Annotated in this window: 13 protein-coding genes and 1 pseudogene; 4 read left to right on the forward strand and 10 right to left on the reverse strand. The window is 36.3% G+C overall.

Features of this window, described 5'->3' with window-relative positions; translation table 11 throughout:
* Together ABXH34_RS05545 and ABXH34_RS05550 are read left to right on the forward strand one after the other, a co-directional pair.
* A partial coding sequence (locus tag ABXH34_RS05545) for a YcjX family protein (RefSeq protein ID WP_353570874.1) occupies window positions 1-690 on the forward strand: 690 nt, incomplete at its 5' end.
* Window positions 690-1,820, forward strand: coding sequence for a TIGR01620 family protein (locus ABXH34_RS05550; RefSeq protein ID WP_353570875.1), 1,131 nt, complete (start codon window positions 690-692; stop codon window positions 1,818-1,820). The genes ABXH34_RS05545 and ABXH34_RS05550, both read left to right, overlap by 1 nt.
* 306 nt (window positions 1,821-2,126) lie before the next feature.
* On the opposite strand, the gene carA is transcribed toward ABXH34_RS05550, so the two are convergent.
* From carA to ABXH34_RS05565, 3 genes are all read right to left on the reverse strand, one after another.
* Entirely contained in the window at window positions 2,127-3,245 is a 1,119-nt protein-coding gene (carA, locus tag ABXH34_RS05555; protein ID WP_353570876.1) for a glutamine-hydrolyzing carbamoyl-phosphate synthase small subunit, read from the reverse strand.
* Window positions 3,246-3,465: 220 nt separating this feature from the next.
* Complete coding sequence (locus tag ABXH34_RS05560; protein WP_353570877.1) at window positions 3,466-4,911, reverse strand: CHAT domain-containing protein; 1,446 nt, start codon at window positions 4,909-4,911, stop codon at window positions 3,466-3,468.
* The gene (locus ABXH34_RS05565; RefSeq protein ID WP_353570878.1) at window positions 4,908-5,240 is read right to left on the reverse strand and encodes a DUF3301 domain-containing protein; all 333 of its coding nucleotides are present in this window, start codon (window positions 5,238-5,240) and stop codon (window positions 4,908-4,910) included. Before ABXH34_RS05565 ends, ABXH34_RS05560 begins: the two co-directional genes overlap by 4 nt.
* A gap of 112 nt (window positions 5,241-5,352) precedes the next feature.
* Here ABXH34_RS05565 and ABXH34_RS05570 point away from each other — a divergent pair, with 112 nt between their 5' ends.
* On the forward strand, window positions 5,353-5,763 hold the full coding sequence (locus ABXH34_RS05570) for a SirB2 family protein (protein WP_353570879.1): 411 nt from the start codon (window positions 5,353-5,355) through the stop codon (window positions 5,761-5,763).
* On the opposite strand, the gene ABXH34_RS05575 is transcribed toward ABXH34_RS05570, so the two are convergent.
* From ABXH34_RS05575 to ABXH34_RS05595, 5 genes and pseudogenes are all read right to left on the reverse strand, one after another.
* Window positions 5,756-5,929, reverse strand: a complete 174-nt coding sequence (locus ABXH34_RS05575; protein WP_353570880.1) for a hypothetical protein — start codon at window positions 5,927-5,929, stop codon at window positions 5,756-5,758. The genes ABXH34_RS05570 and ABXH34_RS05575 overlap by 8 nt on opposite strands.
* Window positions 5,930-5,988: 59 nt before the next feature.
* The gene (locus ABXH34_RS05580; protein WP_353570892.1) at window positions 5,989-6,186 is read right to left on the reverse strand and encodes a WD40 domain-containing protein; all 198 of its coding nucleotides are present in this window, start codon (window positions 6,184-6,186) and stop codon (window positions 5,989-5,991) included.
* Window positions 6,184-6,255, reverse strand: a pseudogene (locus tag ABXH34_RS05585) (WD40 repeat domain-containing protein); the annotation flags it as partial. The pseudogene ABXH34_RS05585 and the gene ABXH34_RS05580, both read right to left, overlap by 3 nt.
* Window positions 6,256-6,306: 51 nt before the next feature.
* The gene (locus ABXH34_RS05590; protein ID WP_353570881.1) at window positions 6,307-6,828 is read right to left on the reverse strand and encodes a WD40 repeat domain-containing protein; all 522 of its coding nucleotides are present in this window, start codon (window positions 6,826-6,828) and stop codon (window positions 6,307-6,309) included.
* Window positions 6,829-6,852: 24 nt separating this feature from the next.
* A complete protein-coding gene (locus ABXH34_RS05595) occupies window positions 6,853-7,104 on the reverse strand; it encodes a J domain-containing protein (protein ID WP_353570882.1) in 252 nt (83 codons plus the stop codon).
* Between the two features lie 585 nt (window positions 7,105-7,689).
* Here ABXH34_RS05595 and ABXH34_RS05600 point away from each other — a divergent pair.
* On the forward strand, window positions 7,690-7,914 hold the full coding sequence (locus ABXH34_RS05600) for a hypothetical protein (RefSeq protein ID WP_353570883.1): 225 nt from the start codon (window positions 7,690-7,692) through the stop codon (window positions 7,912-7,914).
* 71 nt (window positions 7,915-7,985) lie between these two features.
* Here ABXH34_RS05600 and ABXH34_RS05605 read toward each other — a convergent pair whose 3' ends face one another.
* Window positions 7,986-9,890: an NB-ARC domain-containing protein gene (locus ABXH34_RS05605; protein WP_353570884.1), complete on the reverse strand. Its 1,905-nt coding sequence runs from the start codon at window positions 9,888-9,890 to the stop codon at window positions 7,986-7,988.
* A gap of 520 nt (window positions 9,891-10,410) precedes the next feature.
* On the reverse strand, window positions 10,411-12,375 hold a 1,965-nt coding region (locus tag ABXH34_RS05610; RefSeq protein ID WP_353570885.1), incomplete at its 5' end, for a hypothetical protein.

Below are 12,375 nucleotides of genomic sequence, written 5' to 3' on the forward strand. Positions count from 1 at the left end.
GTTTTGGAGTTGCCATCAGATGGCACGCAAGCGGCTGAAAGTCTATTTTTAATCATGAAAAAACGTTATGAATCGTATAAAGAACATGTGGTTAAAAAGTTTTATACTGAGCATTTTTCTAGTTTTGACCGCCAAATCGTATTAGTCGATATGTTACGGGCATTTAATATAGGTCATTCTAGCTTTACCGATATGCGTGAAGCCCTGAATATGGTGTTACGCAGTTTTGAATATGGCAAATCAGGTTTATTAAATAAGTTATTTGGCTTGAAAATTGATCGCTTATTGTTTGCGGCAACGAAAGCGGATCACGTGACCCCAAATCAATTACCCAATTTAGAGCGATTTTTACAACAAATGCTTACCCAATCTTATAATGATGTGGTATTTGAAGGTGTGACAACCGAAACCTTGGCATTATCTTCGGTTAAATGTACCCAAGCGGCACATACGCAGTTTCAAGGCCAAAAAATATCTTGTATTAAAGGCGTACCATTAGACAGTAATCAACCTATTGCTTTATTTCCAGGGGAAGTACCGACAGATATTCCATTACCTGAAGAATGGGTGGATGGACGCTTTAATTTCGTTGAATTCAAACCGCCACGTTTGACCAATGGCAACGGGAATCGAATGCCGCATATTCGTCTTGACCGTGCATTGGAATTTTTACTAGGAGACAAGTTCTAATGACAACTACAGCTTGGGCAACCCCACAAGTTTTTGATTTAAATATGGTAGAAAATGTTGATGAAGAGCAAACCGTTGAATTAAATTACACTCAGCCTGTCATCATTCCTGCTGATGCAACCTTAAAAACCAATGCTTTATTGATGGCACATGAACCAGATGTCAATGATTATGATGAATGGGACAGTGTTGATGTCAATTATACAGGTGGTGCAGCGGCTTTGACTCAAAATGCACCCCGTCAGTTAGATAATGTCAGCCTATGGGGCTGGTTGGGTGTTTCATTAGGTTCATTTTTAGTTTTGGCCTTAGTTGTTGATACTGCTTTATTTTTAGATGAACAATATAATAATAGCTTTGTTTTAGGCACGGTATTCTTGGTTTTAGTCACAGGTATTACGGCAACAGCATTAGGTTTAACTTACCGTTCTTATCATAAAATTTTACAACTCAAAACGGTGACAGAGTTACAAAAAGAGGGTTTACAATTATTTGATTCTCAAGGTCACGGTCGTGCCATGCCTTATGTGAATCGGGTTGCGAGTTTGTATTTAGAACGTCCTGATTTGAAAAGCAATTTGAATCAATTTTATGCCTCGGTGACTGATGCGCATCATGACCAAGAAGTGTATGAATTATTCACTCAAAAAGTAATGGCTGATCTTGATAAACAGGCTTATCAAATTGTGGTGCAACGCTCTAAAGAAACTGCATTATTAACCATGTTAAGTCAGATTGGTTTGTTAGATGTAATTTTCACATTATGGCGCAATACTGCATTGGTCAAAGATGTAGCGACTTTATATAGTGGTCGCCCCGGATTCTTTGGCTCATTTATGTTGTTCGGTACGGTGATACAAAATTTACTTTATGCTGATGTGAGTGAAGCGGCTGCGGATGGCATGGCCGAAATTTTAGGTGGCTCAGTATTATCTGTAATGTCAGGTCAAATGGCACAAGGTTTAGGTAGTGGTGTGATGACCGCAAGAGTCGGTTTACAAGCCATGAAAAACTGTCGCCCTATGCCATTCTCTGAGCAAGATAAACCACGTTTACGTCATGTCCGCAAAGAAATCGTTAAATCAATGACAGACGTTTTCAGCAAGAAAGATAAAACTGCCAATCGTTAGTTAATTTTAAATACCGTATTTGTCAAAATGTAATGTATTGCTAAATGCGGTATTTGTTCATCAACAAACGATCTCCGTTTTACAGTAAAACCTAATCCAGTAGGTCTAAAAAGGCATTAGAATTCAATTGTTTGAGCCTTGAATGAGAATAAAACCATTTTGACGGGAGCAACAGATTGTCGCTTTATAACAAAAAATGGGAATAAGATTTAAGGAATTCTACAACACTGCCAACCCTTTAGTTAAGAGTTGACAGTTTTGAAAAATGACTTGGAAAACTGCTATCAATACTCGCCTAAATAATAATTATTGTTCCATCATTTGGATAAATCTATCAAACAATGGTGCGACATCATGAGGGCCGGGGCTGGCTTCTGGATGACCTTGGAAACTAAATGCAGGTTTATCCGTGCGTTCAATACCTTGCAATGATTTATCAAATAATGAACGATGCGTGGCTTTTAAACAACTTGGTAAACTGTCTTCATCCAATGCAAACCCATGATTCTGACTGGTAATCATTACTTTTTTATTATCTAAATCTTGTACGGGATGATTTGCACCATGATGACCAAACTTCATTTTTGAACTTTTCGCACCACTGGCTAAACCTAATAATTGATGGCCTAAACAAATGCCAAAGGTCGGTACACCCGCGTCTAAAATTTGTTGAATCGCATCAACTGCATAGTCACAAGGTTCAGGATCACCAGGACCATTGGATAAAAAGATGCCATCAGGATTTTGTGCAAGCACTTCTTTTGCAGGCGTTTTTGCAGGGACTACAGTTACTTTGCAACCTCGTTCAGCTAACATACGCAAAATATTATGTTTCACGCCAAAGTCATAAGCCACTACATGATATTTATCTGCATTTTGGCTCATTGGCTGATTTAAATGCCACACACCTTGTTGCCAAATATAAGTTTCTTCAGTTGTAACTTCTTGGGCTAAGTCCATTCCTTTTAAACCACTAAAAGCTTGAGCTGCTTGGATCGCTGTTTGTGGATCAATATTGTCTCCTGAAACTAAGCAACCACTTTGTGCCCCTTTTTCACGTAAAATACGAGTCAAACGACGTGTATCAATACCCGCAATCCCAACCACATTATTTTCACGCAGATAATCTTCTAAAGGTTGTTCTGAACGCCAATTACTATCAAGCAAAGGTAAATCACGAATAATTAAGCCTGCCGCAAAGACTTGGTCTGATTCCATATCTTCTTTATTTACACCAACATTGCCAATATGGGGATAAGTCAGTGTAACCATTTGCTTGTGGTAAGAGGGATCAGTCAGAATTTCTTGATAACCCGTCATCGCCGTATTAAAAACGACTTCCCCCACACTTTGTCCAGCTACCCCAATTGAATACCCGTGAAACAAACTGCCATCTGCTAAAGCCAATAAAGCGGGATATTTCAAAGTCGTCTCCATCGTAATGTGATTGTTGCCATATTATTTTACGTGGTTCGAAATAGCACAACAAGAGATTTTATGCGGATAAAGCTTTGTATTGCACAAAATAGTTCTACAGTGTGACATGATGGACTTTATCCTGTTTCATTCTTCTTATAAAATATCCTATAGTTAAAGCCTTGCACTCCCCTTTATTTGTATCATTTTGCATAAAAACCAAATCATATTACTTGCGCTGATAGGCTTTTAAATAACGTTGCACTGTTTGTAGTTGCTGGCGTAATACCGTGGCTTGAGTGCTGAAAGGCAACGCTTTTAATAAATCTAATCCTTGGTAATTACCTTGTAACATTTTATAAATCAAGCGACATTGTAATTTTGGATAAGTTAAACCTTGATGTTGAGCATAATGAATAAACTCAATTTCACTGGGAGCGGCTAATTGAAAACCTGTCCAGTCTTGATTCGGCGGAGGTTGTCGAGAAACAGCCAATATAGGTAAATCAGTTGAGAGCGATTCTAGTTGCTCATCAGTTTCAATTTCGACATAAAAAATTGGTTGATGTTGTGCAATGCAATGTTGCTGTAAAGCTTGAGCCAAAGTGGTTTTTCCAATACCCCCAACCCCATATAACCATATTTTTTTATGAGTTCGCATAATTTTTTCTAATTTATAAAAAGCCTGATGTCTTCCAATCAGTAATTTTACGTCTTGAGTCGATATTTTTGATTGTATTGGCGAATTTAATAATAAAGGCTGTTCGTTTGATTGTGTGTAGAGGCTGGGAATCATCCATTGGCCTGTCTCATTTTCCTGCCATTGTTCATTAGGTTTTAAAAGATTATGCATCACTAAACGGGTAGTTTGCACTGCGTCGATGACAGTTTGTCCGTGCATGATTGCTTGGCAAAACTGTTGAATAAAGCGACTAGCAGCACGATCTAAAATAGGATATTGCATTCCAATCACTACAAAAATACCTGACTGGTGCAATTTTAAAGCTAAGTCGGCTGATTCACATACCGCCAAAATCACACATTTCACTGATGTTTTTTGAAATGCTGAGATGATTTTTTCATAGCTAATGGTTTGATATGAATCTGTCTTTGAATCGAAAATAAGATGCTGTTGATTATTCTGGCTGATACTGTGACCACTTAAAATAATAATATCCCAGCTTTGATTTAATAATGTTTTGAATTGGGAAAAATAACCAGATGGTGAGCTATGCAATAAGACCTGTTGTGCTTGAATCTGTGGCCATAATGCTTGATAAATAAAATATTTTTCTTCAGAAAAGTTAAGATGATTTTTATATAAATGTGCAGATTGGGTGGCAAAATGCAAAATTTTCAATGGTGATTGAATTGCTTGTTGTTGAGCAGTCATTAAGGCTATTTGACGAATAATAGGGATTTTTTGCGCAATAAAATAACCTGTTGGATGGTATAAACATTCCCATGGTAAATTTTGAGGTTGTTGAATAATAAATGATGGTATATGAGAAATATTGGTTGTTAAACCTGAGCAAATCCACAACTGTTGACCCATTTTTTTTAATAGGTCTGAGTTGACTGTTTTGTGTTGAAAGGCTGATTTGACTTGTTGGGCTAATTCATCAACGGGTTCAGGAATTGATAGGGGTGTAATAATAACAGGGGTCGCGCTCATGCTTGGAAAAAAGTACGATCCATATATTCAGGCACATCTACCATCATCAATTGTGTACCACGCATAATCAAACCTGCTTGGATACGCACATCTTCGCCTTGATGGTGGAATTCAAATCGATAGTCTCGTTGTAATACCACATGCCCGAGCTTATTACGCGCCAGATTGATGCCTGTTAAGCTGATAGAATCATCAAGCAATTGTAGATGATATTGGGCACAAATCCGTTTGCTATGGGTTCGGGCAATTTCTAACACCCGTAAGCTATCAAACCAAAACCAAGTGATTGCTCCAAGGAATAATAAGAATAAAATTGACGTTAGGCTCATATTACAGCTTTTTCTAAAATAGCGAGTATGTCCATATTTTAGTCGGTTTTGATTTTAAAAGTAAATTTCTAAATTGTTATCATGTTTTTTTTTGATCGGAAGGCTGTGAATAATGACTTATTATATGAGCTTAAAAACGCTGCATCTTAGTTGTATTAGTTTGACATTTTTGCTATTTAACATCCGCGCGATAGGACATTTATCGGGATTGACATGGGTACAACAGAAATGGTTGCGCATTGTGCCACATTTTGTGGATACCATATTATTAACCACAGGTATTTTATTAGCCATATTATTGCAGCAATACCCTTTTGTTCATCCTTGGTTAACTGCTAAATTTTTTGCGTTGATTGCTTATATTATTCTGGGTTCTTACGCCCTTAAGCAGGCAAAAACATGGAATATGCAATTACTAAGCTATTTAGCGGCACAATGCGCGTTTTTCTATTTGGTTTTCACCGCATTACTGCACAATCCAAATCCTAAATATTGGTATTTATTGTTAAATTTTTTTAATTAAGCATGGAATGAATCTGTGCTGTAGGCCGATTTATTTTCCAAACTTTAATCGCCTGATCGCTGTCACCTGTTAGCAGTGTTTGACCATCAGCGGATAAAGCCAAGCTATCCACTTCTCCATTGAATTGATCTAATGTTACAATATGGCCTCCCGACTTACCTCCCAATAACGCACCGTTTTATCATGGCTTGCAGAAATCAGCACTTCACCATCAGGTGTAAATACTCAATCAGCAATAATATCTTTATGAGCGTAAATTGTGCGCTTGATTTCAAAGGTTTCTACATCCCAAATCTGAATCAGATTATCAAGAGTACCTGAAGCCAGCAAGCGACCATTAGGACTAAAAGCCACATTTAGCACCCAATCTAGGTGTTGTAATACTCGGATTTGTACACCACTTTCAACATCCCATAAACGCACCGTTTTATCCAATCCGGCAGTTGCTAACATAAAGCCATTTGGTCTGATTGCAATGGACTGTACTGCATCTTGATGTCCTGCTTGATTTCTCCATCTAGTTGGCTTTACTCTCCATGCAGCTCAATTGAGTTTTATATCCCAAACGGCGACACTGCCATCCCAGTTAACACTTGCCAACAGATTGCCATCAGGACTAAATGCTATATCATAAATACCAATAAGGAGTGATGATAGAAGTACGTGGATTTTCTTTTCATGAGTATGATCTAAATCTTGGAATTCATTGGTTTCAAAATTCCACAGATAAATATAATTACGTATTGTACCAACAGCAAGTATTGGCTTAGTTGGATGATATTTAACCACTTTAACCTGATCAGAGTCTTCTTCAAACTCAGTAATAATTTCACCTGTTTCAATATCCCGAATCTGTACGTAATCATTAAAACTTGAACCTGATGCAAGCTGTTTTCCATCTGGGCTTACTGCAAGTGTAACGATATCACTTAACATATGGATTTCATGTCCATCCCAAGTGGCATGAGATATAGTGGGCACTGTATATTCATTGTCAGGAGAAATATTAAGCGCACTAGGATAAAGCAAAGAATACACATAAACCCCAATTACAAGACATAACAACAGCACACCTGTAAAAATTTGTCGTCACTGAGATTTATCATGCAAATCAATCAATGGTATAGAAGATGATGGAGCAGAAGTATTCTCAGCTTCTTCTGGCAATTCTTGTATTGATTCCACGGGTGTTTCAATATTTGGTTTTTTATACGCTTCAGGATTTGCCTCACGCAATTTCTTATCGTAAGTATTCCGTGCTTTTGGATTGGATAAAATAATATAGGCTTCTTTGACTTTCTTTATCCGCTGTTTGGCTAAAATCTTCTGGCGTAGCATCATTGTCAATGCCCAGAAACATAAAGTCGTTATCTTGTAGCACAGCTTTAATATGATTAATTTTGGTTTGTACAGCACTCTTAATTTGCTCTAATTATTTATATTATATCGTTATCTATCTCATTTTAAAAATAAGGTTGTTAATTTAAATAATATTGATTTTAGCCATTTTGAGCTTATTTTCATGATTAGAAATTAAATAATGTGATTATTAATAATTAGCAATTTGATGAGTCAGAAAGCATGATAACTTAGTCGATTCTTCGTATCTATTTCGTTAGATTAGAAACGATAAATTTTATAATAACTGATCACTTTATGGACTACATCATCAATATTTATCCGTCAATTATGTTGACCAATGCTGAAACTAGTCTAAAATTCAATATTAAGGGGTTTAATTTTTTAACCTTGTAAATCCAATTATTAAGTTAGTAGCAACATTTATTTGTAGATAAGAGGAACGTAAACAGGATTTTCATAAAATTATAAAGACCAAGGACATGGCATATTTCGCAGGGTTAGTTCGAGCATTAAAGTTATTTATTTATTTTCTTTTTTCTCAAAACAAACACCGAGGAGCTAGCAATGTACGAAAATGACGCGCTTAGTCTTTATAGTCATATACTTAAGTTAGAGCAGCAAGACTCGCCTGATAAATATGAGGCTGAGGATTATGCTGAAAAATTATGCGACTGTATACAGGATAACGATAATAGTGAATGTGGAGAATATATATATTCAATGCTTATCGTATTCATTGTATTGGTCATGCTAGGTGTTTTCTTATTTAATGGAGTAGTGTTTAATTGATTATTAAACTTACCTGAGTTCTTGTTTCGTTGTGATATTGATGAAACAAGAACCTTTTCTATTAATATAATTTAGCGAGAAGAGCCCATTAACTCTTCTGGGAATGGTTCAACCCACTTCCAATCAGGTGCAGCTTCTTTCGACTGATGAATCAAGGCTTGTAGCTCTTTATTATCATCAGATACTTTGTCCCATAAATGATTTAGAATTTGTGAGGCTAATTCTTCTTGAGTTTGTATGGTTAATAGAGTCGATGCTCCTTCATACAATGCGGTTCGCACCATATTAATATCCTCATCTTCCTCAAACCAATCATAATCCATCAACACTGTATGTAATGGCGAAATTTTTAATTTATTCAAAATCCAATCTAAATCCAGCAATAATGATTTCAACTCACCTTTACGGTTTGCATTGTACAAATGCATACTTAAATATTGGAAGAAATAACCATCATTAGGCCCACTAATCCAGCCATGTTGATCGCATAAACGTCGATAAGCCACTAACAAATGATTATGCAATTTATCCACTTCAGATTCTGCATAAGCAAATTCATATTGATAGGAATGTAAAGAAATCACTTTACCTAATGATGCTGATTCTCTAATTTGTAACATGTCACGAGACGCTAATTCAGTTAAAAAGCGTTCTACATCTTCATTTGACATTTGGTATAAATATCGCCACAACACTTTAATTGCTGCTAACGGAATTCGTGTGTAATCACCAAAAACTGAGAGCGATGAATAATATTCACCTTCTTCACCCAAATCATCAGCATTCATAAATAAAGCTTGCATCAAAATATGTGGATATTTTTCTGGAAACTCAAAATCCGTATTCTGTAAATCCCTCGCCACTTCTTTCCACTCATCAAGCTGACGACTTTTAACAATATTGGCAACATAACCCAATAAGCTTGGCGAATGCTGACATAATTTGGACAAAGAATCTAACTTAATTGGAATACTTTCACGTTTGATATGATTGCCAACCCGCTGCATAAAGTAGTTTATCGCATGTTCGGTTGAAAAAGCATCTAAGTTAAAATGAACCGTTGATGGTAAAAAGTATTTCAAAATATCAAAGAAATTATCTTCACTGGTGGTTATCAGCATTTGTCCATATTGACCTAACACATTAAAAGATAAAATATCCTGAGGATCAATTGAATCGTCAAATACAAGGAGACAAGTTTGAGTTGCAGTCAAACGCCTGATTCTCTCAGCGGCTGTTTCAGTATCAACAAACAATAATTTTTTCTCATCTAAACCATGTGAAATATTGGTCAGACGGGTTAAAAGATCAGGCTCTTTACCCATTGCAACCCAGAAAATACCATCAGGATATGCGGTTCTAATTGCGCTATCACGCGCCAAAGTTGCAGCCAGTACCGATTTCCCCATACCTACTGGGGCAGATAACAAAATAGGAGGGCGTTCTTCTTTGTATTCCGTGAGAATTTGCTTTTTTATTTGGCTGAATAATGAGTTATTGATGACCGCATTATTTGGCAACGTAGGCACATTATGTAACATCGCAGGCTGAGTATCTTTTTTCAATTGCGCAAGTTGGTAACGGATACGCTGTAATTCCTTATCAACATCTTCCATCATTTCCTGCAATAATAGCTGACGTTTCAGTTCAACCTTTAAATTTTTGTATTCATGTAGTTTAACAATAACTTTTTCAAATCTGTTGTGATAGAACTTAAGTTGCTCAATTTGTTGTTCAGAAACTTGTTTTTCTGCTCGGGCAGTACTTTTTCCTGCTGGTTGCCCGCCATCGTCTGCTAATGTTGCAAGGTCATCAATATCATCTAATAAATCTTGAAATTCATTCATTGGCAATACAATCGCGCTTTTATTGCCTAATTCATCCGTTAGATATTGTTTATGTAATAATTTCTGTTCGACCATTTTTGACGCTATCACAAACCCATCCTCCTCGTTTTGGTATTTTGAACCTGACATTATAAGCCTAAAATAGGTCTTCTGAGAATAATATAAGTCAAGCAAAATATACTACAATAAATTACAAATCAATTGGATAGTCTTATAGTAAAGGTAGGATATTGGCTTTAACTTTATTAACTTTGGGTAAAAAACGCCAAGCTAAATAACTCGTGGATGGTTATTTAGTACTTATGTTACGTAAAAAGTTAAAAAAACTTGGTTTACAATGGTTTGAGCAGTTTTAAAGATTCAGTGCATAGTCATTATATGTTTAGATTTAACTCATAAGATGCCCGCACCTATCCTCCCCATTCTCGAATACTTTATTCGGTGGGTTTCATTTTGTTCTACCAAGACCCTATATGCGTAAGGCGCGTTCACAATTCTTTATGTGACGAGATCGAGATAATTTTGTTACGAAAGTTAAAATCTATCGTGCCATCCAGACTTTGCATAAATCCTTAGAAAACTATATTTATAATTCAACCATTTTTAAAGAAAAGTGAATAAATACTGGCTCCTAAGGATTACAATCCATTTATTTTGCTGGTGGCTCAGGTGTAGGTTCTTTATCTTTCGATAACTCAGGATGATGATGTTCATCTTCTTCATCTTCTTCTTGATTTATCACCGTCCATAGTTGCCACGTCCAGACTACAACGATAATTACCGTAAATATTGAACCTACGTAAACTGTAGGCATCATATCTGCCTCCATTTCTGCAATCGCATACACCATGGAAGCAGTACCTGAGCTAACCATCAGAATACCTGCAATATGTAACATTTGATTTGCTTTAACTGTGAATAAAATCAGTGCTGAGCCAATCAAAAAGGTACTGAATAAACTAATGACTTGCCCTACAACTTGAGCCGCCGTTGAAACATACATCATTGAATATTTAGGTACATCTTCTGACAGTTCTTTTTTGTCTTTATCATCTGAATCAGCAGCAGATAAATTTTGGTCATCTGAATAAATTTGACTAAAACTAAATCCAACCCAACGGTTATCTTCACCAAATGTTTGCTTTTTAAATATATATTTCATTTTACGCACATTAATATCTAAATTACTGCGTAATACTTCTAAATTGGTGTCCCCAGGCATTACCTGATAATACGCACCACCAGGTAGGTACACATCCCATACCAAATGTCCGACCAAAGCACCTTCTAATACAGGTAAATGCTCTTCCAATGTTCCCCAAAATCCAAGTGGGTCTCCCTCACTAGAGTACTGTAATTTAATGGTAAATGGGTCTTCTGATTTAATTAAGCGTACCAATATCGAATTTTCACCTAATTGGGCAGTACGAGCACGTTCTCTCGCTTGACCATCCAATCGGTTGCCAACCATGACAGAAATAATTTGTGAGTTTTCAGGTAATTTTATTTCTAATAATTGACTTTGGGTATTCTCAATTTCAAAGCTGGCTTGGGTATATACACCACCCTGCTTTCCAAGCAATGTTTCATAATGAGCCTCGCTAATTTTTGTTGAGCGAGTTGTTTCATAACGACCCAATTTTAAAGGAAGCAAGTAATGAGAACCTAAAAATGTGTAGCGAAAAGCACGCAATACAGGCCTTTTTAAAGCATGGGTTTTTTGCAATAGTGCTTCTGGCAGTTTATTAATCTGCATGGGCCACACTTTGCCTGTATCTTCCAAGCCTAAGGTTTCAACATAAATACCAGGTTTATTTAAATATTCTTGATCTGTTTCAGCTTTATTTTCAATATCTAAATCATCTGGAATATCTGATTTTAAAGAAATAGCAAGAAAGCCATTTGATACACTCGCGCCTTCTGGTGAAACAATCGGCATCATGACATTATCTGCATCTTTCCATGAAAAATTCATTTCATACTTCAACATCAGAGTAACATGCTCAACAATAGGCTGTGCAAAAGTAATATTTAAAACCAATCCATAAACATCAGTATCAGATTCTTCAACACATTCAACCTCAGCACAACTGAGTTTAAGATTTTGTAATTCATCAGGCATCTTGGGAAGATGTAAGCGTAATTCTCGAATACCGCTATTGTTGGGGCTGGTTACCTTCAAATCAACAATTGAAATACCTTCAACAAGGGCTTCTCCCACTGAAATTAAACTACTGACTTGGGCATCAAAAATAACGGGTTCTTCCTCAGGGCGTTCTATTTCTACCGCAATAGCTGGAATTTCATCTTCTGGTTGTAGGTGATATTTATAAATATAACGAATTTTACTGGTGAGCCGAGAATGAAAGAACTCAGGTAATTCTTGTTGCCCCACTTTTGAAATATTATTTTCTCTATTTTTTTTATCTTCTGGCTGTAATTTATATAGGGGGTGGTGCAATAGAGATACATAGTGAGATTGGCGTGTTACCTCTAATAAACTGGGAACAGAAACATTTATATTTTGCATTTCAGCCGAGATAGCTTGCTCATAATCAATAACAAAAACAACTTCATCGTCGATCTCCCTATCAACATAAATCACTATTTTTTG

It is taken from the genome of Candidatus Albibeggiatoa sp. nov. BB20, from assembly GCA_016744725.1.
Taxonomy (GTDB): Bacteria; Pseudomonadota; Gammaproteobacteria; order Beggiatoales; family Beggiatoaceae; genus Albibeggiatoa.

Excerpts from the sequence above, each read along its gene's own strand:
- ABXH34_RS05560 (WP_353570877.1), bottom strand. The coding sequence starts at position 4,911 with ATGAGCGCGACCCCTGTTATTATTACACCCCTATCAATTCCTGAACCC.
- ABXH34_RS05570 (WP_353570879.1), top strand. The coding sequence starts at position 5,353 with ATGACTTATTATATGAGCTTAAAAACGCTGCATCTTAGTTGTATTAGT.
- ABXH34_RS05595 (WP_353570882.1), bottom strand. The coding sequence starts at position 7,104 with ATGATGCTACGCCAGAAGATTTTAGCCAAACAGCGGATAAAGAAAGTC.
- ABXH34_RS05550 (WP_353570875.1), top strand. The coding sequence starts at position 690 with ATGACAACTACAGCTTGGGCAACCCCACAAGTTTTTGATTTAAATATG.
- ABXH34_RS05605 (WP_353570884.1), bottom strand. The coding sequence starts at position 9,890 with ATGTCAGGTTCAAAATACCAAAACGAGGAGGATGGGTTTGTGATAGCG.
- ABXH34_RS05600 (WP_353570883.1), top strand. The coding sequence starts at position 7,690 with ATGTACGAAAATGACGCGCTTAGTCTTTATAGTCATATACTTAAGTTA.
- ABXH34_RS05565 (WP_353570878.1), bottom strand. The coding sequence starts at position 5,240 with ATGAGCCTAACGTCAATTTTATTCTTATTATTCCTTGGAGCAATCACT.